The 20,688-nt window shown below is 65.5% G+C and carries 18 protein-coding genes; 8 read left to right on the forward strand and 10 right to left on the reverse strand.

Features of this window, described 5'->3' with window-relative positions:
* Nucleotides 1-512: 512 nt before the first annotated feature.
* Nucleotides 513-2,489, reverse strand: coding sequence for a hypothetical protein (locus tag ACQR03_RS04495; protein WP_316225405.1), 1,977 nt, complete (start codon nucleotides 2,487-2,489; stop codon nucleotides 513-515).
* Nucleotides 2,490-2,729: 240 nt separating this feature from the next.
* Between ACQR03_RS04495 and ACQR03_RS04500 the strand changes: the two genes are divergently transcribed.
* Entirely contained in the window at nucleotides 2,730-5,042 is a 2,313-nt protein-coding gene (locus ACQR03_RS04500; protein WP_316184896.1) for an NADP-dependent malic enzyme, read from the forward strand.
* Between the two features lie 148 nt (nucleotides 5,043-5,190).
* On the forward strand, nucleotides 5,191-5,646 hold the full coding sequence (locus ACQR03_RS04505; RefSeq protein WP_315712340.1) for a DoxX family protein: 456 nt from the start codon (nucleotides 5,191-5,193) through the stop codon (nucleotides 5,644-5,646).
* An 8-nt stretch (nucleotides 5,647-5,654) separates the two neighbouring features.
* Here ACQR03_RS04505 and ACQR03_RS04510 read toward each other — a convergent pair whose 3' ends face one another.
* The 4 genes from ACQR03_RS04510 to ACQR03_RS04525 all read right to left on the reverse strand — a co-directional run bounded on the left by ACQR03_RS04510 (nucleotide 5,655) and on the right by ACQR03_RS04525 (nucleotide 9,830).
* Nucleotides 5,655-6,215 (reverse strand): dihydrofolate reductase family protein, encoded by a 561-nt coding sequence (locus ACQR03_RS04510; RefSeq protein ID WP_315749985.1) that lies wholly within the window; start codon nucleotides 6,213-6,215, stop codon nucleotides 5,655-5,657.
* A gap of 19 nt (nucleotides 6,216-6,234) precedes the next feature.
* Nucleotides 6,235-7,197 carry a polysaccharide deacetylase family protein gene (locus ACQR03_RS04515; protein WP_315712338.1) on the reverse strand — a complete coding sequence of 321 codons (963 nt, stop codon included), beginning with the start codon at nucleotides 7,195-7,197 and terminating at the stop codon, nucleotides 6,235-6,237.
* Nucleotides 7,198-7,356: 159 nt separating this feature from the next.
* Nucleotides 7,357-7,932: a glutathione peroxidase gene (locus tag ACQR03_RS04520; protein ID WP_315712337.1), complete on the reverse strand. Its 576-nt coding sequence runs from the start codon at nucleotides 7,930-7,932 to the stop codon at nucleotides 7,357-7,359.
* 155 nt (nucleotides 7,933-8,087) lie between these two features.
* Nucleotides 8,088-9,830 carry a L,D-transpeptidase gene (locus ACQR03_RS04525; RefSeq protein ID WP_315749987.1) on the reverse strand — a complete coding sequence of 581 codons (1,743 nt, stop codon included), beginning with the start codon at nucleotides 9,828-9,830 and terminating at the stop codon, nucleotides 8,088-8,090.
* A gap of 226 nt (nucleotides 9,831-10,056) precedes the next feature.
* Here ACQR03_RS04525 and ACQR03_RS04530 point away from each other — a divergent pair, with 226 nt between their 5' ends.
* Together ACQR03_RS04530 and ACQR03_RS04535 are read left to right on the forward strand one after the other, a co-directional pair.
* Nucleotides 10,057-10,608: a CreA family protein gene (locus tag ACQR03_RS04530; RefSeq protein ID WP_315826939.1), complete on the forward strand. Its 552-nt coding sequence runs from the start codon at nucleotides 10,057-10,059 to the stop codon at nucleotides 10,606-10,608.
* A 575-nt stretch (nucleotides 10,609-11,183) separates the two neighbouring features.
* Nucleotides 11,184-11,546, forward strand: a complete 363-nt coding sequence (locus ACQR03_RS04535; protein WP_316170525.1) for a hypothetical protein — start codon at nucleotides 11,184-11,186, stop codon at nucleotides 11,544-11,546.
* Between the two features lie 52 nt (nucleotides 11,547-11,598).
* Here ACQR03_RS04535 and ACQR03_RS04540 read toward each other — a convergent pair whose 3' ends face one another.
* Both ACQR03_RS04540 and ACQR03_RS04545 read right to left on the reverse strand, forming a co-directional pair.
* Nucleotides 11,599-12,372: a hypothetical protein gene (locus ACQR03_RS04540; RefSeq protein ID WP_315749989.1), complete on the reverse strand. Its 774-nt coding sequence runs from the start codon at nucleotides 12,370-12,372 to the stop codon at nucleotides 11,599-11,601.
* Nucleotides 12,373-12,411: 39 nt separating this feature from the next.
* Nucleotides 12,412-14,133 carry a type I secretion system permease/ATPase gene (locus ACQR03_RS04545; protein ID WP_315749991.1) on the reverse strand — a complete coding sequence of 574 codons (1,722 nt, stop codon included), beginning with the start codon at nucleotides 14,131-14,133 and terminating at the stop codon, nucleotides 12,412-12,414.
* A 210-nt stretch (nucleotides 14,134-14,343) separates the two neighbouring features.
* On the opposite strand from ACQR03_RS04545, the gene ACQR03_RS04550 reads away from it, so the two are divergent.
* Entirely contained in the window at nucleotides 14,344-15,996 is a 1,653-nt protein-coding gene (locus ACQR03_RS04550) for a 2Fe-2S iron-sulfur cluster-binding protein (protein ID WP_316172345.1), read from the forward strand.
* 11 nt (nucleotides 15,997-16,007) lie between these two features.
* Here the strand turns inward: ACQR03_RS04550 and ACQR03_RS04555 are convergent, their stop codons facing one another.
* The 3 genes from ACQR03_RS04555 to ACQR03_RS04565 form a co-directional block, all read right to left on the reverse strand.
* The gene (locus tag ACQR03_RS04555; protein WP_315712331.1) at nucleotides 16,008-17,354 is read right to left on the reverse strand and encodes an HlyD family type I secretion periplasmic adaptor subunit; all 1,347 of its coding nucleotides are present in this window, start codon (nucleotides 17,352-17,354) and stop codon (nucleotides 16,008-16,010) included.
* 112 nt (nucleotides 17,355-17,466) lie between these two features.
* A complete protein-coding gene (locus ACQR03_RS04560) occupies nucleotides 17,467-17,736 on the reverse strand; it encodes a DUF6719 family protein (protein WP_315712330.1) in 270 nt (89 codons plus the stop codon).
* Nucleotides 17,736-17,888: a hypothetical protein gene (locus tag ACQR03_RS04565; protein WP_315712328.1), complete on the reverse strand. Its 153-nt coding sequence runs from the start codon at nucleotides 17,886-17,888 to the stop codon at nucleotides 17,736-17,738. The genes ACQR03_RS04560 and ACQR03_RS04565 overlap by 1 nt, the downstream gene beginning before the upstream one ends.
* A 146-nt stretch (nucleotides 17,889-18,034) precedes the next feature.
* On the opposite strand from ACQR03_RS04565, the gene ACQR03_RS04570 reads away from it, so the two are divergent.
* From ACQR03_RS04570 to ACQR03_RS04580, 3 genes are all read left to right on the forward strand, one after another.
* A complete protein-coding gene (locus ACQR03_RS04570) occupies nucleotides 18,035-19,315 on the forward strand; it encodes an ArgE/DapE family deacylase (protein ID WP_315712327.1) in 1,281 nt (426 codons plus the stop codon).
* Nucleotides 19,316-19,440: 125 nt separating this feature from the next.
* The gene (locus ACQR03_RS04575) at nucleotides 19,441-19,839 is read left to right on the forward strand and encodes a PaaI family thioesterase (RefSeq protein WP_315712326.1); all 399 of its coding nucleotides are present in this window, start codon (nucleotides 19,441-19,443) and stop codon (nucleotides 19,837-19,839) included.
* A 128-nt stretch (nucleotides 19,840-19,967) separates the two neighbouring features.
* On the forward strand, nucleotides 19,968-20,624 hold the full coding sequence (locus ACQR03_RS04580) for a GNAT family N-acetyltransferase (protein WP_409977870.1): 657 nt from the start codon (nucleotides 19,968-19,970) through the stop codon (nucleotides 20,622-20,624).
* The last annotated feature ends 64 nt before the right edge of the window (nucleotides 20,625-20,688 follow it).

Raw genomic sequence — 20,688 nt, forward strand, 5'->3', positions numbered from 1 at the left:
AGCCGGTCCCCGAGGAGAGCGCGAAGCAGCCGAAAAGCCCATCGCGCAGGGAATGCCGGATGATCGGCAGCACCTGTGGTACCTGCCGCCTGCATTTTTTCCGCAGGCGGGCCATGGGTTGCGGCCAGCACCCGGCATTCCCTGCGCCCTCTTCGGATGAGAGGGCCGAACGACCGGACAAACTCGGGCGATCGCGCCGCGGGATTGAGGACGCGCGTCTTGGGGTGAAGGGGACTTGCCGTGTTCATCGATGGCGTAGCGCGAGTCCCAGTGCGCAGCATCGGCGGTTACGAGCACGCTCCCTCAGCGAGTCATTCCGGGCGCGCGCAGCGCGAGCCCGGAATCCATAACCACGACCGTGCGAGAAGGATCGAGATGCCTGCACCGTCGACTCCTTCGCCAATCATTGTCGGGAGTATGGATTCCGGGCTCGCGCTGTGCGCGCCCCGGAATGACGGAGGAGAGGAGGGCGGACTCTCTTCTCTCTCTCTCTCTCTAGATCAGGAAAGACATCACGGCGTGGTCTGGGCCTCGATCTTGAATTGCGCCAGCGCGCTTGGTGGGTCGATGGCGATGAGCTGGGCGAGCTGCAGGGCCGGGACCTTGGCGCGCGGCGAGAGCTTCAGCGTGAGGGTCTGGCGCGGGGTCTGGACGAAACGGCCGATGGCGTCGACCGCACCGGCGACATCGATGTTGTCGGCCGCGACCTGGGCGCCGATCGCCTTGATGCTATCGACCAGCGCCTTGCGCGCGGCATCGCGCGTGATCGCATGACCGCGCGCGTAGTTGGCGACGAGCAGGTCGACCGCGCCGAGATCGTGCAAGGTCAATTCCAGTCCGCTGGCTTCGATCTGCGCCGCCGCGGTGGTCGCCTGCTGCAGGTCGATGGTGAAGACGTCGCGCGGCACCTGCGACAGCGAGACATTGGCGGAGGCCGCGATGAGGTTGCTGACCTCGAGCTTGAACGGCTGGAGCGCGAACGCGCCCGAGCTCTCGGTCCAGCCGAGGCCGAGATCGGCGTCGAACGCGGCGGTGTCGATGCCGGCGATGAGGAGCGGCAGCAAGGCCGGATTGGACGCATCCAGCGGACCGGCCATCTTGGCCACCAGGTGCGCCTGGGTCGGGATGGGACCGACGAACTGGCCCCAGTCGAGGCTGAAATTGTCGATCTGGACCGGCTTGGTGCTCGCCTTGTAGGAGGTCGTCAGCCCCTTCAGCTCGATGCCGCCGATCAGCTTGAACAGCGCCATGGCTTCGGCCGCACCGGGCTTGGCCCCGGGGACGGCGAATTTGGCGGTGTGGCGCAGCAGGCCGCCCATGTCGAAGCGCTTGACCGCGAAGCGGCCGAGCTTGACGGGGCCGTTCGGGGTCCGTCCGTCGAAGCCCTCGAACGCGACGTCGCCCTTGCCGTCGTCGAGGTCGAACCGCGTCAGCGCGACCTTGACCGGGCCGTCGGGCGTCTCGACCGCCAGGCCTTTGACCTCGACGTTCTTGAACAGGACGCCATCATAGATGCTGGCGACCTTGTCGATGAGGTCGGGCGTCATGGCGCTCGTTCGCGGCGAGGTCGGCGTCAGGGCGGCGACCAGCGCCGGAAGCTGGATGCGCGACGGCCGCACGCCGAACTCGTCCATCGTCAGGCTGTCGATGTGGATGCGCATGCCGAGATCGGACGTGATCTCGTAGAGGCCCATCCCGGCGGAGCCGCTCAGGCGAATGGCACGATCGTCCTTGGTGGACTCGGCCGCGAACAGGCCGGCGATGGCGTTGACGTCGATGTCCTTGGTCACGATGTCGAGCATGCGGCCGCGCACCGTCTCGACCTTGCCGTTCGGCGGTTGCGCCGCCGTGCTGAAGGTGACCTCCTGGATCTTGTAGTTGCCGATTCGACCGTCCTTGATGTCGTCCACCACCAGCCCGGAATAGCCGAACTCGGTCGGCCCGACCGAGGGGCCGCCTTCCATGGTGCCGGTGACCCGCGGCACCGTGGCCGAGGTGGCGCTGATGGTGGCGAGCTGTTGGGCGAGGGCGCGGGCGGTCTCGAGCGCACCCGCACCGGCCGGGATCGCGGCGAGCCGCGCGGGGCCGGCGTAATCCCTCACCACCAGTTGCGGCAGCTTGTAGTTCAGGCGGAGCGGCGAGGGGCCGGCGATCTGGCCGGCCATGGCGATGTCGCTGATCTCGATGCTGGCGGCCGTGACATGCTCGGAATCATGCTGGCTCAGCCCGGTCGCGGTGATGGTGCCGAACGTGACGCTGGCCGGCGGCTGCGTGGCCGACTCGAGCTTGACATCGGCGATTGTCAACTTGCGGCTCCACAGGTCGAACGCGACCTTGCCATGGGTTGCCGTGGCGCCGCTCTGTCGGATCTGGGCAAAGCTTGCCTCGACCTCGCGCTCGGCGCGGCCCTGGGCGTACCAGGGCACGCCGACGAAGGCGGCGACGGCCAGCGCGACGGCCGTGACAATTCCGATCAGGATACGGGTCATTTGATGTGCTCCGCCCAAGGCTTAGGCAGCAAGTGGTGATGGTCTCAATGAAATCGATGGAGTAGGGATGTGCTTCTGCGAACTGGGGAATCGCTGGCCCGGGATGCCGGCGAGCATGGTTTCGGATGTTGCATGAAAGCCGCCCAACGTGCATCACATGCGCTTCCACCGGCCGGAAAAACCGACGTCTGACCGAGACTCAAGAGACCAAAAATCCGGGTCGGAAACGCTGGAGCACGTATGTCGTCGTCCTATTCTGAAGATCTTCGTTCCGCAGCCCTGGCCTATCACCGCCTGCCGCGGCCCGGCAAGCTGGAGATCCAGGCCACCAAGCCGCTCGCCAACCAGCGCGACCTGGCGCTGGCCTATTCTCCCGGCGTTGCCGCTGCGTGCACCGAGATCGCCGGCAACCCGGCCGAGGCCGCCTCACTGACCGCGCGGGCCAACCTGGTGGCCGTCGTCTCCAACGGGACCGCCGTGCTCGGGCTCGGCAATATTGGCCCGCTGGCCTCCAAGCCGGTGATGGAGGGCAAGGCGGTCCTGTTCAAGAAATTCGCCGGGATCGACGTGTTCGACATCGAGATTGCGGCCGACACGATCGACCGGGTGGTCGAGACGGTCGCGGCGCTGGAGCCGACCTTCGGCGGCATCAACCTCGAGGACATCAAGGGACCGGAATGCTTCGAGATCGAGGCGCGGCTCAAGGAGCGCATGAAGATCCCGGTCTTCCATGACGACCAGCACGGCACCGCGATCATCGTCGGCGCCGCGATCAAGAATGCGCTGTCCCTGGCGGGCAAGCAGCTCTCCGAGGTCAAGATCGTGACCTCCGGCGCGGGCGCCGCTGCCATCGCCTGCCTCAACCTGCTGGTGTCGATGGGCGCGCAGTGCAAGAACATCTGGGTCTGCGACATCGACGGTGTCGTCCATGAGGGCCGCAACACGCTGATGGATCCCTGGAAGGCGGTCTATGCGCAGAAGACCGACAAGCGGACCCTGGCCGAGGTGATCGGCGGCGCGGACATCTTCCTCGGGCTGTCCGCCGGCGGCGTGCTGAAGCCGGAGCTGCTCAAGCAGATGGCCGAGAAGCCGCTGATCATGGCGCTCGCCAATCCCAACCCCGAGATCATGCCGGAGGAGGCGCGCGCGGCACGGCCGGACGCGATGATCTGCACGGGGCGTTCGGACTTCCCGAACCAAGTCAACAACGTGCTCTGCTTCCCGTTCATCTTCCGCGGCGCGCTCGACGTCGGCGCCACCGCGATCAACGAGGCGATGAAGCAGGCCGCGGTCGATGCGATCGCGCAGCTCGCCCAGGACCCGCCGTCGGACGCGGTGTCCCGCGGCTTCGATACCGGCGAGACCCAGGGCTTTGGTCCGGGCTCGTTGATCCCCTCGCCATTCGATCCGCGCCTGATCCTGCGCATTGCGCCGGCGGTGGCGAGGGCGGCGATGGAGTCCGGCGTCGCCACGCGGCCGATCACCAATTTCGACGAGTACACTGCGCTGCTGGAGCGTTTCGCGTTCCGCTCCGGCCTGGTGATGAAGCCGGTGTTCGCCAAGGCAAAGACGCAGCCGGTCCGCGTGATCTATGCCGAGGGCGAGGACGAGCGCGTGTTGCGCGCCACCCAGGTGGTACTGGAGGAGAAGCTGGCGAGGCCGATCCTGGTCGGCCGTCCTTCCGTGGTCGAGGCCCGCATCAAGCGCTTCGGCCTGTCGATCAAGGCCGGGCGTGATTTCGACCTGATCAACCCCGAGGACGATCCGCGCTACCGCTCCTATGTGCAGAGCTATATCGAGGTCGCGGGACGGCGCGGCGTGACGCCGGATGCGGCGCGCACGGTGGTGCGCACGAATGCCACCGTGATTGCGGCGCTCGCTGTCGTCAGGGGCGAGGCGGATGCGATGATCTGCGGCGTCGAGGGACGCTATATGAGCCATCTGCGCCACGTCCGTGAGATCATCGGCTTCATGCCGGGGGTCAGCGACTACGCGGCGCTGGCGCTCACCATCACCAGCAAGGGCGCCTATTTCATCGGCGACACCCAGGTGCGGCCGGATCCCACCGCCGAGGAACTCGCAGAGATGGCCTCGCTGGCGGCCAACCACGTCACGCGTTTCAACATCAAGCCGAAGATCGCCTTCGTCTCGCACTCGGATTTCGGCGGCTACGACACGGATTCGTCGCGCAAGATGCGGCAGGCGACGGCATTGCTGAAGCAGCATCGTCCCGACCTCGAGGCCGACGGCGAGATGCAGGGCGACACCGCGCTGTCGGCGACCGCGCGCAAGGCGATTTTGCCGCATTCGGATCTCGAAGGCTCGGCCAACGTCCTGATCATGCCGAATCTCGACGCCGCCAACGTCGCCTATCAGATGATCAAGGTGCTGGCGGATGCGGTGCCGGTGGGGCCGATCCTGATCGGTCCGGCGCGGCCCGCGCATATCCTGACGCCGTCGGTGACGGCGCGCGGCATTCTCAACATGACAGCGGTGGCCGCGGTCGAAGCCCAGGAACGGGCGGGGAGGGCGCAGCCGACGCTGTTCGCGTGACGCTGCTGGCGTGATCGAAGTGTGGCGGAATTCGTCCGGTTTCGGTCGTATTCCGCCCGCCTTTATTGTTGAAAAGCGTTCGCGACGTCACATATCCGGCCCGGTGGGCCGGCGACACATCGTTTGAAGTTGATCCGTGAGGGCGAGAATGCCGGGTTTCATTACATTCGGGCGCGTTCTGTTCGCCGTGATCTTCATCTACACGGGCGCGACCAAGCTGTTCGGCATTCCCGCCACCGCCGATCTCATCGCCGCCAAGGTCACGATTCCCACGATGCTCGCGCCCTATGCGGCGCAGCTCGAGGCCGCTGCCAAGATGCCGATGCCGCAGATCCTGGCGATCGCGGCCGGCGCGTTCGAGGTGCTCGCCGGCGTGATGATCGCGCTCAACCTTCTCGGACGTTTCTTCGCGGCTCTGATGATCGTGTTCGTCGGCGCGACCATCTTCTACTTCCATGACTTCTGGAACCAGGCCCCGCCCGACAACGCCAAGACCCTGATCGACGCGCTGAAGAACCTGTCGATCATCGGCGCGCTGTTCATGATCTTCGGCTATGGCAAGGGTCCGAAAGCGCCCGAGCAGAGCGCGTATGGAGACATCTAGAGGGAGCTCTAAGCGGTGCGTTTCCAGGCGGTCACGCTGACGTCGTGGGCAGGATCGAGCATCAGCTGATTGGCGGGCGTGTAGCCGTGGGCCGTCAGCACCTGCTGCGGCGAACGGTCGGGACCGACGCCGGGAAAGCACGGTGCGCCGCCGGGCAGGGAGACGTGGGGGGCCATTGACAGGAAGAAGGTGTCGTAGCGGTCCATGAACATCTCGAACACGACGGGACCGCCGATCACCGCCACCGTGCCAGAGCTGACGCCCGCGGCTTCACAGGCGGCTTCGAAGGAGGCCCCCGCCGGATTCCAAAGGGTGGAGAGCGGCTTTTCCGGATCCGGCGCCAGTCCCGCCACCTTCCCGGTCACGACGATGCGCCGGCGCTTCGGCGAGTTCGGCTGGTCCTCATAGGAGTTGCGGCCGTGGACGATCAGATCGGCGCCATCGAGAGCCTGGGAAAAGAATGCGGCGTCGCCGGGAAATTTCAGGGCGGGCGGCATCGCATTGCTCGCGTCGGCCAACATCCCGTCGGCCGACACGATCACGTAACCTTCGATACGAAGCTTGGTCACTGACGAAAGGAATCCCGTCTCATTCGGACACTGTCGTCACAACGCTCGACACCGGCCTTTGGCTCACCGTCGGAAGCTTCGCGACCTTGGCGAGCTGCTCGTCATATTGCGGCAGCGACTGCACCGGCGCCTTGGCGCGCATCGCGACCACCTTGTAGCCGCCGGCCTTGAGGCGGCGCAGCATCTCGGGCAGGGCCTCGGCGGTATGCTTGTGGAAGTCGTGCATCAGGATGATGCCCTTGCCGAGCTTGTCGAGCTTCTTGAAGGTGACGTCGATCACCGCCTGGGCATTGCGCGCCTTGAAGTCGAACGAGTCGAGATCGCAGGAGAAGATGCCGATGTTGCGGGTGCCGAGATAGGTCACGATCTCCGGCGGATGCTGCAATGCCGGGAAGCGGAAGAACGGCGCCGGGGAATTGCCGCCGAGCGCCCACTTCACGGCGCTGATGCCGAGTTCGATCTCTTCCTTGCGCTGATCCTCGGTCAGCTTCTTGTTGGTCAGCGTCGCATGCGACCAGGTGTGCGTGCCGACCGTATGGCCGGCATTGTAGACCTGCTTCAGGATCTCCGGATAATAGGTCGCATGCTTGCCGATGATGAAGAAGATGCCGGTGGTGCACTGGTCGGCAAGCGCCTTGAGCACGCTGGGCGTGTTCTCCGGCCACGGACCGTCATCGAAGGTCAGCACGACCTCGTGATCCTTCAGGAAGTCGAGGTCCTTGAAGTGCTCGAAGCCGAATCCCGGACCTCCGGTCGTATCGATCTCGACGGTGCGGCCGACGCCGAGCGCATCGGGGTTCATGCAGGGCGCGCGCGGCGGCTGCGTCTGGGCGGCGACGGCGGGAACAGGGGCCGGTGCGGGAGCAGCAGCGGCCGGGGTCGGCGCCGCCGCCGTGCGCTGCGCCTGGGACCAGGCCGCGCCAGACGTCAACAGCGAAGCCGCCAAAGAGCTTGCGAACACCAATCCTGCTGCAATCCGCATCGTGTTTCCTCGGGGTTGTTGCAACGGGAGCGCCAGCGTCGAGAGTCGCTCCGTCATCCGGCCGGGATATTAGCCCAGCAGCCGGAGTGGCGCCAAAAGGAAACAAGGCAAAAACACGGGGAAGTTGCCAGCTTCCGCCGCATTCCTGCCGAGTGTTGCTCAGCCGTTCGCCAGCAGCCGGGCAACTGCGGTCTTGACCCGCGTATCCGTCGGCTCAACCGAGGAGGCAAACACGTCGGCGATGTAGCCGTCACGGCCGATCAGATATTTGTGAAAGTTCCAGCGCGGCGTCTCCTTGGGCCGCGCCTCGGCGGCCCAGCGGTAGAATGGGTGGGCGTTGGAACCGGTGACCACCGCTTTTGCGGTCATCGGGAAGGTCACGCCATAGTCTTTGTTGGCCTGCTCGGCGATGTCGCCGGCGATCCCAGGCTCCTGGTTGAAGTCGTTGGACGGCACGGCGATGATCGTCAGCCCGCGCTCATGGAACTCGCTCCACAGCTTCTGGAGCCCGGTGTACTGCGGGGTGTAGCCGCACTGGGAGGCCGTGTTGACGACCAGCACCGGTTTGCCCGCGAAATCGGCGAGCCGAATCGGCTCACCGGCCAGCGCCGGGAAGGAGAAGCGATAGGCGGTCATCTTGCTCGCTGCATTGTCGGCACGAGCAGCCTGCGACGTGAGCGTCGCACCCGACAACGAGGCGCCAATGCCGAGAACAACCATCCTGCGATCGATCATGTGAATCTCCCTGAGCAGAGCCAGCCCCGTCAGCATGAATGTGCCCGCGCTCGACCGGCCGCTGCTTCAACGGCCGCCACGTTGCGCTGGATCAGACTGCGTTCCGGCACGGGGATACCCCTGCCGTGGGGCGGAAAGAGGGACGTCGTCGGTCGTCAGCGCAGCGAAAGGATGAACTCGGTGCCCTCGCCGGTTTCGCCCTGATTGATGCCTTGATCGGACACGATCAGCGAACTTCCGGTCGACAGGGCTTCGCCGAGCCACGCCATGACATCGGCGGGAATGGTGATGCGATCGAGCGCCTCGGCCGCGCTGCTCAGCTGAACAACCTGTTTCGGCTCGGCATCGGCGCCCGCGGACTTCTTACCCCGCCGGACCGCCCTGGCAGTGCCATCGTTCGCCGCGGTGCTCCGCGCCGAGGAGGGCAGCGAGACGACGGACCAGCGCATCGTCGCCGGATCGGCCTTGTCAGCCGTCGCGGTGAACACGTGGGTGCCGAGCGGCTTGTCGCCCGGTGCGATGGTGATCGGGGTGTTGAACACCGGAGCGAAGTTCTGCCGCACGTACAGCTTCGAATCCTTGCGGCTGATGAAGATCGCGATCTGGCTGTTGCGCTTCAATTCGGGCTTGGGCGCAATCGGCTTGTCCGGTGCGGCAACACGCGACTGATCCCTGGCGAGATCGTTGGGATCGACCGGCTTCGCCGGTGCCTCTGCCGCCGGTGTGGGCGGCGACGCAGGCTGCTCCGCGATCGGGGCGTCGGCAGGCTTGGACTCTACCGACTTGGATTCAGCAGGCTTGAGTTCGGTCGAACCGGTGGCTTCGGCATTCGCCGATGCCTCAGCCGGCTTCTCGAGAGCCGGAGCGGCCACCTGCGCAACATTCGTGGGCTCGCTCGCCGGAGCCACGTCGCCGGGGGCAGACCTTGCCTCTGCGTCGGCGGTCGCGGGCTCAATCTTGATCTCGGCGACACTGGGCTTCAGATCGGCAGTATCGCTTTGAACCTCCATCGGGAGCGAGCGCGATGGTTCGGCGCTTGGGGAAGCGTCCGAGACCATCGGAGGGAGTCCGTTGGCGTTGCTGGCATCGGCGGTCCGCACCTGGCGCGACGCGGCGGGCGATCCTTCGCCGGAGCGCGGGCTCTCGGCATGACCGATCGTGGCGCGCAGATCCGTCGTCGCGACTGTGATCGCGGTGGTGACGGCGGCGCCCTTGTCCGACTTGATCGCTGCCGGCGCAGTCGCGTCGGGTTGCACCGATGCGCTCGGCTGCGGTGCCTTCAGGGCAGCGAGCATCGGATGCGAGAAACTCGCAGGAGCCACTTCGCTCGGCGTGACCAGGACCCGGGATCCCATGCGCGTCCAGCCATAGAAGCGGGTTGCAAAGCTTGCCGGCATGCGGATGCAGCCATGCGAGGCTGGGTAGCCGGGCAGCACGCCCGCATGGAGCGCGACGCCCGACCAGGTGATGCGCTGCATGAACGGCATCGGGGCGCCGCTATAGATGTTGGAGCGATGGAATTTCTGCTTCTGAATGACGCTGAACACGCCCAACGGCGTGGAATGTCCCTTCATGCCGGTCGAGACCGGTGCTTCCGCGAACAGACCGTTTGCGTCGTAGACCTTGAGCTGCTGCTTGTTGATCGACACCGCGATCGTGACCGGTCCTTGCGGCTTGGCAGCCTCCTTCTCGGTCTTTGTCAGCTTGTCGAGGTGGCGCGCCTTGGGCTTGCGCGGCATGGCCGGGCGTATGGTCGGAGCAATGGTGACGGGCTGAGCGTCGTTCCAGTAGTAATATGACGCTGCGTCAGCCTGTGAGGTCGCTGCTATGGCAAGCGGAACTGAAACGATTGCTGCACAATAGAACCGCCCCCTGGCGGCTGCACGAACGCAGAGCATTCCGGCAAATCCTCAAGAACCATCTGGTCTTTAGTGTCGCAGACGGAGTCTGCGTTCACCAGCTTGGGGCTTCTGCCCTGCGTGATTTCGTTCCAATCGTAGCAGAAAAGCCTCACATCCCGTTAAACGGGTAGTGGAAGGTCACGGGCTGGAGCGCCTTCCTTGCAGGCATTTGTGTCCCTACATGGGCGGTATGCCGAGCATCGGCGGTATAACGGAGACCGACATGTCGTTCAGAGCCACCAAACGGTTTGATCTGTGGCTGAAAACCCTCGCTTGCCTGCTGCTTATCGGATTGTCCTCGCCTGTGATCTCAGCATACGCCGCGGACGAGCCGGATCTGATCTTCCGTCGGTCGACCGTGTTCAAATTGCTCAGCCCGAATGACAAGCTCGCGACCTATGGCGTTGATGATCCAGAGGTCGAGGGCGTTGCCTGCCACTTCACGGTGCCGCAGAAGGGCGGCTATGTCGGTTGGCTGGGCCTGGCCGAGGAGGTCTCCGACATCTCGCTCGCATGCCGGCAGATCGGCCCGATCAGGTTCAAGCGCAAGCTCGAACAGGCCGACGACATGTTCCGGCAGCGGCGGTCGCTGTTCTTCAAGAAGATGCAGATCGTTCGTGGCTGCGACGCCAAGCGCAACGTGTTGGTCTACATGGTTTACTCGGACAGGCTGATCGAGGGCTCACCGAAGAACTCGACCTCCTCCGTCCCGATCATGCCTTGGGGCAAATCCGATGACGGCGCAGTCCAGAAGTGCGGTGATTTCATTCAATAAGGGACCTGCCAAGGGACGATCGGCTGCCGAAAACCTCGCTGGGCAATTTGTGCTTGGCAGGATCGTGGCAGCCGATCAGCCGGACCAGGCTCTGTGGCGTCGAGCCGGCATTGCCCTCGGTTCGCTGCTGCGCCATCGGCGTAGCCAGCGAGCTGCGGCGAGATACCTTCGGCTTGGGTGTGTGCAAGCGCCTGTCCATGGTGACCCTGAGGGAGCAACGTCGTCCCCCAACGCGCCGCGCTGCTGGGTCGCCGTAGCGATCTGGGAGGTTCTCCCTGCCGGCCACGGTTAACGCTAGGTCGTTAAGAAGGTCTCCATCGGCAGATTGACGGTCGCCCCGGATCGCGCTGGCTCGGCCAAGCAGGTGGCGCTTTAGATCACTCTCGTTTTGATTGTATTTTGTGTCGTCGGGTGGGTTGCGATGAAACGGAGCGGCGGGCCCATGAAACCATTTTGTGCCCGTGCCGCAGGCCGCTTGAAACGTGAAGCGGGTATGAAAGCGTGCGCGGCATGCGAATCGTGTCGTCGCGGCCTGCGTGGATGACATGACGAAAAACAAACACCAGCGGTCCACCATGCGTTTTCGACTGGATGCTGCGGCGCTTGCCGTGCTGCCGTGCCTCTTCTGGTCCTTCGTCGAGGCGCGGACGACGACCCGATTGCCAGATCTGCGCGGCGAGTTCGTACGGCAGTGTGCGCCTCATATGCTCGACCGGTGGACGCATCCTGAAGCTGTCTGCTCCTGCCTGCATGACCATGCGGCCGCGATGGTGGAGGATGCCGACTTGCGCGAGGCGCTGCTGCGCGGGATCAGTGAGACCGGCGTGCCGACCATCGAGACCGATTGGGTGCCCGCGCCGAAGCGAGCGGAGATCGGTCCCACGTTCACCAAGATCGCGAAGCCCGCGCTGCAGTGCATGTTCGATCCGGCCAACTGATTGGCTGCCTGAACCGATGTCGATCAGCGTCCATCGTCCGCGGTGCTCGTCGTCAGTCCAGGCCATATTGCGACATCAATGACTGCACGTCCGGCCGGCGCATGATGCGCGAGATCCGGGTACTGATGGCATCCTCGTCGCTGTGTCTCGACGATCTCGCAGTAGGCTTGGGCGCAGGGCGGGCCGCTGCCGCGCTTGCGCGGGTTGGCTGATGTCCCGCAGGAGCGGGCTTTTCGGCGGACGACGAGGCGGCCGGTTGCGTCCCCGTGGTCTGGGTGGCCGCCGCGGCCGGCAGGCCGGACTGGGGCGGCGCGGCAACGGGAGCGGTCGCGGGGACGAGGGCCGGTGAAGCTGCGGCCGTGACGGGCGGCGTCGCGGCCGGTGCCATCGGGCGTGTTTCGGTGGTGGCGGCCACGGGCGGTGTCGCGAGCATTGGATTCGACGTCTTGGCAGCTTCAGCAACGGGGGCGGCGGCCGTGAGCGAGTTGGTACGCGTCTGCGACGAAGCTGCCTCAGGCGCCGGGACGGGCGCAGCCAGTGCGGTGAGCGCCGGGGCTGGCGGCGAGATCGGCGCCGGCGGTTCGATCACCGGAAGCGGGGCGGCGATGGCCGCATTGCCTGCGGAGGCGGCCTCGCTGGTGATCTTTTCGCTGCGGTCCAGCTCGGGCTTCCTGATATCGCTGGGGACATTGAGGGCTTGAGTTTGCGCGTGGGCCAGCATCTGCCGCGCGGTCATCGGCGTCTCCGCCGAAGCCGAGATCGGCAACAGGACGGCGGTCGCGAAGGCCAGCTGCAGGGTCCTCGTAGACGATGTGAACTTGATCATGGCCGGCTCCTTGCGGTGTGAGATCTGCACTGGGTTCGTTCAGGCCGCGGCGCTGGCCGTCGCCCGGTCGTGGGCGACGACGACACGCTGGCCGCGCATCTTGGCGATGACCTCGTCGCGTGGGCCGAATGCCAGCGTCTTGCCGAAGGCCATCACCATGATGCGGTCAACATGCGCCAGAAGCTGCGGGCGGTGCGTGACGACGATCACGGTTCGGCCGGCGGCCTTCGCCTGGGCCATGGCCTGCGCCAGCGCCCGCTCGCCGTCCTCGTCGAGGTTCGAGTTCGGCTCGTCGAGGATCAGGAGCCGCGGATTGCCGTAGAGCGCGCGGGCGAGGCCGACGCGCTGTCGCATGCCGCCGGACAATGCCACGCCGCCTTCACCAATCGGCGTGTCGTAGCCGTTGGGCAGGCGCAGGATCACCTCATGCGCGCCGGCGGCCTTGGCGGCAGCGACAACGGCGGCCTCGTCGACCTTCGCAAGCCGGGCGATGTTGTCGGCGACGGTCCCCGAGAACAGTTCGATGTCCTGCGGCAGGTAGCCGATATGCTTGCCGAGCCGGTTTGGGTCCCATTGGCTGTAGGCGGCGCCGTCGATGCGGATCACGCCTTCGCGCAGCGGCCAGACGCCGGCCATGGCGCGCGCCATGCTCGACTTGCCGCTGGCGGAGGCGCCGACGATCGCGAGACTCTCGCCGGCCTTGAGCGAAAAGCTGACGCCCTTGACCGAGGGGCGGCCGGCCGCCGGCGGCCACACCACGGCGTTCTCGACGTCGATGTCGCCGCGCGGCGTCGGCAGCGCGGTCGGGGCGGCCGTGACCGGCAAGGCCTGGAACAGCTCCTCCAGCCTGCGGTAGGCCGAGCGGAATGCGATGATGCGCTTCCACTGCCCGACGACCTGCTCGACCGGGGCCAGCGCGCGGCCCATGATGATCGACGTCGCCATCATCGCGCCGGGCGAGATCTGCTGCTCGATCGCGAGCCAGGCGCCGATGCACAGCAGCGAGGTCTGCACCGCCATGCGCGCGAACTTGGTGACGGAATGCATCGCGGCGCCACGCTCGACGAGGGTGCTGTGGGCATCGACCATCGCCGACTGCCGGCAGCTCCAGCGGTCCATGACGATGTCGCCCATGCCGAGGCCGCGCACGACCTCGCCATTGCGCAGCGCCGCCGCGACGAAACGCGAGGCCTCGTTGGCCAGCGCGTTGGTGCGCTCGACGCTGGCGCGCGTGTAGAATTCGGTGAGCAGCGCCAGCGAGAACAGCACGATCGCGCCGAGCAGCGAGAGGATGCCGAGATAGGCATGCTGCAGAAAGCACAGCGCGACGAACACCGGCGTCCACGGCAGATCGCAGGCGATGGCGGCGGTGCCGCTGGAGATGCAGTCGCGGATGGTCTCGGCGTCACGGATGATCTGCTGGCCGAAGCGATGCCGCGGCGACAGCTCCGCCTTCATCATCGTCTCGAACAGCGGGTGGCGCAGCGTGCCTTCGAACTGCACGCCGGCCCGGGCCAAAACGCCGGAACGGGCGAATTCGAGGACGCCATACAGCACCAGGAAGACACCGACGATGAGCGTCAGCATGACCAGCGTGCCGAGATTGCGGCTGGTGAGGACGCGGTCGTAGACCTGCATGGAATAGAGGGGCGAGGCGAGCATGCTCGCATTGATGAAGAGGCTGAGCACGAAGGTCGCGGTGAGCGCGGGAAAGCAGGCGCGGAGCGCGGTTCCCAGCGGGCTTCGGGTGGTGCTCGTCATGTCGGATCCCCTTGCGATGGTGCTGGGGAGCTTCGCCTGGGGCACCCGTCGTCGACCGTGACTGACCTCACATAGCTCGAGGCTGATCTGCCGGCGCTTGAGTTGGCCGGTGGCAGCCGCTACCGGATGGTTCAGTCGTGCTCAGATTTCGCAGCTTGCCTGAATCACAGTGAGCTCATGCCTGCCGTAACGTCCCAGAACATCCGGCTCATGTCCGGCCTCGTCCTGTTTGCGTTCGCCGCGACGCATTTTTTCAACCATGCGGTGGGTCTGTTCAGCCTCGAGGCGATGGACGAGGTGCAGGAATGGCGACTGGTCGTCACCCGATCGTGGCCGGGAATGATCGTGCTGTCGGCGGCATTGCTCGCGCATGTCGTGCTGGCGTTCGCCAAGACGGTTCAGCGCGGCACGTGGCGGCTGTCCTCGTGGGAGTTTGTTCAGATCGCCACCGGATTTGCGATCCCGCTGCTGTTGCTGCCGCATGTCATCGAGACCCACATGGCTCATGCGCTGTTCGGCGTTCAGGATGGCTACCTCTATGCGCTGGCGTTGCTGTGGCCCAAGGCGGCCTGGATTCAGACCGCGCTGCTGCTGCTGGTCTGGATCCACGGCTGCGTCGGCCTGCATCATTGGCTGAAATTCCGGAGCTGGTACCGCCTCGTCCAGCCGCTGCTGGTTGTTCTCGCCGTCGCGGTGCCGATGGCGGCGCTGATGGGGTTCGTGGTGTCCGGACGCGCCGTCGCCACGTTGCTCGGCAATCCCGGTATGGCCGAGCAGATGCGCCAGGTCACCCATTGGCCGAGCGAACTCGACGGAAAGTGGATCGCCCTGCTGCAGGTTTCGGCGCAGATCGCGGTCGTCGCGCTGCTCGTTGCAGGCGTGACGCTCATCGTGTTCCGTCACGTCGCGTCCCTCGCGGCGCCGAAGATCGCCATTGCTTTCACGGGTGGTGCGACGGTGCGGGCCGCGGTCGGTCCGACGCTGCTGGAGATCATCGGCAGCAACGATCTTTCGCAGCGATCCGACTGCGGCGGCCGTGCCCGCTGCGGTCTTTGTCGCGTCCGCGTTGATGAAGGTGCGGAGACGCTGGCACCGCCCGGCCACGCGGAGCGCGTCATGCTCGCCGACTTGGCGGCACCGGCGAATGTGCGCCTGGCCTGCCAGATCCGTCCGGCGGCGCCGCTGACGATCACGCGTCTCCTCGGCGGCGATCAAGCGGAGAGGGCGCCCCTCGTCGACCACCTTACCGCCGAGCGCCGTGCGGTATGCCTGGTCCACGTCCGCGTCCGTCCGCTTGCGGCCATTGCGCGCGACCGGCTGCCATCCGACCTCGGGTTCATGATGAACGAGATCTTTGGCGCCATTGGCAGGGCGATCGAAGCCCATTCCGGGCGCATCGATCGTTTCCTCGGCAATGGCGTGCTCGCCGTCTTCGGCGAGGAGCAGGGAGCAGAACAAGGCTGCCGCGATGCGCTGCAGGCGATCGGCGCCATGGACGTGGTCATGGACCGCGTCAACGAAAAGATCGCCGCGGAGATCGGTCGGCCCGTCGAGCTGGCGATTGGTGCTCACCTTGGCGACATCGTTGTCGGGCAACTGACCCTTGGACGCACGTCGCAGGTGGCTGTGCTCGGGCTCGGGACGGAGTGGCCGGCGCTTCTAGCTGAATTGGCCGACACCAGAGGTTGGCAGCTCGCGATGTCCGGTGGCGTGGCGGCAGCAGGCGGCCTTGCTGATCTGGATGGAGCGATACGTGAGAGGCTTGCCGATCCGGAACAGGGCGGCGAGCTGGACATCATCGGCGTGCGGCGTGCGCGCGACCTTGCTGTCGTCGCGGGCGCGCCACCGGTGCCGTCGGCATAGGTGTTCTCGGCTCATTTCTCACGGAACGTCTTGGCGAGCGTGTTGAGCAGCGGGCCGACCAGATATTCGAGCACGGTGCGCTCTCCCGTGGAGATGATGACGTCGGCCTGCATGCCCGGCAGGATCTTCTCGGCGATCTCGGGCGGGATGGTCGAATAGTCGATCACGACGCGCGCCGAATAGTAGCTCTGCTTGGTCGCCTCGTCCGACATCGCGTCCGCCGAGACGCTCGAGACCTTGCCGAAGATCGTCGGCGTCGTGCGCGAGGAGAAATTGGAGAAGCGCACCTCGGCCCTCTGGCCGATGGCGACGCTCTCGATGTCGCGCGGCGAGACGTGCGCCATCACGTCGACGCCTTCGCCGACCGGAACGATCTCGGCGAGCGTATCACCGGGCTTCACGACGGCGCCGACGGTGTGGACTTTCATGTTCATGACGATGCCGTCGCGCTCGGCGCGGATGTCGACCCGGCGCAGCACGTCCTCGGCGATGACCAGCTTCTCGCGCAGGTCCGACAGCTTGGCCCGGGTGCCGTCGAGCTGCTGGCCGACTTCGGTCAGATACTTCTGCAGCGTCTGATCGATCTGCAGGCGCGTCTGCGCGGCCGTCTGCGTCAGCCGCGCGACGTCGGCCTGCGCCTGGCCGAGATCGCCTTCGACGCGGGCGCGCTCGCGTTCCAGCTCGAGGAACTTGTTGCGCGGATAATAGCCTGCGGCGACCGCCGGGCGCACATTGTTCATCTGCGTCTCGAAGCTCGCGAGCTGCGCGGAGAGCGCGGCGCGCTGGCGGTCACGGCCGGCGAACTCCTGCTGCTGCTGGGCGATCTGCGAGTTGAGGATGTTGATCTGGCTGATCAGGCCATTGCGGCGCTCGACGAACAGCCGCTGCTGGTCGGCGATGGCAAGCGCCGCCTCCGGCACGTTCTGGCGGTTGAGCAACGTGTCGGGAAACGTGATCATCCGCGCATTTCCGCGCTCGGCGAGCAGGCGCGCCTCCTCGGCCAGCGACGCGTCCATCTGCTTGCGAAGGAGGTCGGTGTTGGCCTGGGCCTCGGTCGGCTGCAGCCGAAACAGCAGGTCGCCGCGATGCACGGCGTGAGTTTCCTTGGCCAGGATCTCCCTGATGATTCCGCCCTCACGGTGCTGAACCACCTTGTGATCGCCGGAGACGGACACGGTGCCCGGTGCGATCGCCGCGCGATCGAGCGGCGCATAGGCCGCCCACACGCCGAAGCCGCCGAACACCAGCGCGATCGACAGATAGCCGAGCAGGGCGTAACGGCTGAAATCGGCCTTGACCGGCTGCGGCCGGTCGGCCGCTTCGAAGAAGCCGTGATCCTGCACCGCTGACATCGACATGCTGCGTCCCCGCTTGTCCACGGGCAGGAGCATCGTCGATGCGCGGCTGTGGGACTGTGCGGAAGGTCACGCGCCGGAGGTCGGCGGCGAGAGCCGCATCGAACGAGGTCAGCTACTTCTTCTTCGGCCCGAAGCGCGGCACGCATTTCGTGGTGCGGACAATACCGGTTTCAGCCATCTTGGAGCCGGAGACCTCCTTCACCTGGCCGGCGGGGCAGGTGCCGTCATCGACCAGCACCCGCTGGCCGAGCCGGAGATCGGTGATGTCCTGCTCGCGCCCGACATATTGCGCCTGCGCGGGTGCGGCAACCAAAAGCAGGACACCGAGGACGCCGAGAGGGCGCGCTGCGACATTCGCGAACGAGGAGATTTGAGAACGCATCACTTTCCTTCGATCTTCAGTCCGTTTGGCCCGATATTGATCTGGACACCCTCCGGCTGCTTCTTGGCCTGATAGAAATTGTAGCCGAGCACGATGATCGCCGCGCTGAGAATGCCGAGGAGGAAATAAAGGATATTGCGGTGATCCGACATGTTAAATTCCAAAGTATGTTGCGGTCATTTTCGTATGCGCGAATGTACGGGCGGCCTTGCGATTCTGAAAGCAGCGGCGAATCCGGTGCAACTCTGCATGAGATTGTGATTTGCTGCAGTCATCGGCAATTGGAACCTCGACAGGCATGATCACCCAGGACATTACGCAGCGCATCGTCGACGCCGTCGATGCCGACTTCGACCGGCAGCTTGCGACCACGAGCGACTTCGTCGCCATCCCCTCGACCCGCGGCGCCGAAGGGCCGTGCCAGGACATGTTCAGCGATCTCCTGCGCGCGCGCGGCTACGAGGTCGACGACTGGCACATCGATCTCGACGATCTCAAGGAGATGCGCGGCTACGGCCCGATCGAGCACGACTTCTCGAGAGCACGCAGCGTGGTCGGAACCTACCGGCCGGCGACGTCGGCCGGGCGATCGCTGATCCTGCAGGGCCATTGCGACGTGGTGCCGGCCGGTCCGCTCGACATGTGGGAGACGCCGCCGTTCTCGCCGGTGATCCGCGACGGTCGGATGTATGGCCGCGGCGCCTGCGACATGAAGTCCGGTACCATCGGCGCGCTCTATGCGCTCGATGCCATCAAGGCTGCCGGCTTCAAGCCGACGGCGCGAATTCACATCCAATCCGTCATCGAGGAGGAGAGCACCGGCGTCGGCGCGCTGTCGACCCTGCAGCGCGGCTACCGCGCGGATGCCTGCTTCATCCCGGAGCCGACCAGCGGCAAGATGGTGCGTTCTCAGGTGGGCGTGATCTGGTTCCGCCTGAAGGTGCGCGGCTTTCCGGCGCATGTGTTCGAGGCCGGCGTCGGCGCCAATGCGATCCAGGCGAGCTATCATCTGATCCATGCGCTGGAGAAGCTCGAGGCGGACTGGAACGAGCGCGCCAAGAGCGATCGTCATTTCAGGACGCTCACGCATCCGATCAACTTCAATCCGGGCATCATCAAAGGCGGCGACTGGGCCTCGAGCGTGCCGGCCTGGTGCGACGTCGATTGCCGCATCGCCATCCTGCCGGGCTGGTCGGTCAAGGATTGCCAGAACGAGATCCTCGCCTGCGTCGCCGCGGCTTCGCGTGATCATCGTTTTCTCTCCAACAATCCGCCGGTCGTCGAGTGGTCGGGCTTCCTGTCCGAAGGCTACGAGTTGACCAATTCGGCCGAGCCGGAGGCGGCGTTCGGCAAGGCCTTCACCGCCGTCTACGGCGGCGAGGTCCAGGATCTCGTCTTCACGGCGCTCACGGATACCCGCTTCTACGGGCTCAACTACAACATCCCCAGCCTCTGCTTCGGCGCGACCGGCGCCGCCATGCACGGCTTCAACGAATATGTCGAGCTCGACTCGCTGCGCCAGGTGACCAAGACCATGGCGCTGTTCATCGCGGAGTGGTGCGGGATCGAGAAGGTCTGAGCGGCGGCACGATCGGACCGAAGCAATGACCTCTCAGGTCATTGCTTCGGGTTCGAAGCCCGGCGCATCCAGATGCGGCGCTGACCCGCGAAGACGGGTCGTCCGATCAACGGGGGAGGGAAGGCATGACGCCACTCGACAAGATCAATGCGATGAAGATGCCGTTCGCGGAATTGAAGGGTGTGACCTTCACCGAGGCCAGCGCCGATCGCGTCGTGGCGCAAATGCAGGTGCGGCCGGATCTCTGCACTCTGCATCACACCATCCATGGCGGCGCCGTCATGGCGCTGGCGGATTCGGTCGGCGCGGCCGCAACCGTGATCAACCTGCCGCAGGACGCCAAGGGCACCACGACGATCGAGAGCAAGACCAACTTCATCGGCGGCGCCAAGGAGGGGACGGTGGTGACGGCAACCGCCACGCCCGTGCATCGCGGCCGCCGCACCCAGGTGTGGCAAACCCGGATCGAGACCGACGACGGCAGGCTGGTCGCACTCGTGACCCAGACTCAGCTCGTGCTGTGATGATTCGTACACAAACGAATCGTTAACTCACGCGATCCTTGCATGGCCGCATGTTCTCTCCGTAGAGCGCGGGGCTTGCAATGAATGTTGCGATGCACAATATAGCTCCTGTCTAGGGAAAGACGTCTGTGTGCGAGGGCTCTCGAGAGGAGTCTCAGGCAGTGTCACAGGTAGATACTTTTCGTCCCCGGCCGGGCTTCGGCTATGTGCGGACCCTCAGCCAGCACGAAGAACTGCCGTTGCTGCGCGATCATCTGTTGCGGCTCGATGCGGAAAGCCGGCACGATCGATTCAACGGCTTCCTCGATGACAGTTTCATCGAACGCTATGCGGCCCGCTGTGCGGCCGATGGCACGATCGTCGTCGCCTACATGGAAAATGGCATGGTGCGCGGCGCCGCCGAGCTGCATCCGCCGGAGCAGTCCGAGGACGGGCTTCCGGAGATTGCGTTCAGCGTGGAGGCTTGCGTGCGTCGTCGCGGGGTCGGCAGCCTGCTGTTCCAGCGCGTGATCTCGGAGGCGCGGTGGAAGGGCTATCGCAAGCTCCGCGTCACGACGGGATCGCAGAACCATGCGATGCGGGCGCTGGCTGCCAAGTTCGGTGCGCATCTGGCGTTCCGTCACGGCGAATCGACCGGCACGATCGATCTGACCGAGCAGCCCCAGGATGAGCTGGCGAAGCTCGTGATCGATGCGCCGATCGCGGCAGCGCGCGCGTTCTTCACCCTCAATCGCGCCTGCTGGAAGCTCGTGACCCGGATGTACGGCGACAAGCGCGCCGCCTGATCCGAGCCGTTGCTGCGACGACAAAGGCGCGACAGCGATCACCGCTGCCGCGCCTTTTCGTTTG

Origin of the sequence: Bradyrhizobium sp. HKCCYLS3070 (assembly GCF_051167575.1) — a bacterium.
Lineage (GTDB): Bacteria > Pseudomonadota > Alphaproteobacteria > Rhizobiales > Xanthobacteraceae > Bradyrhizobium.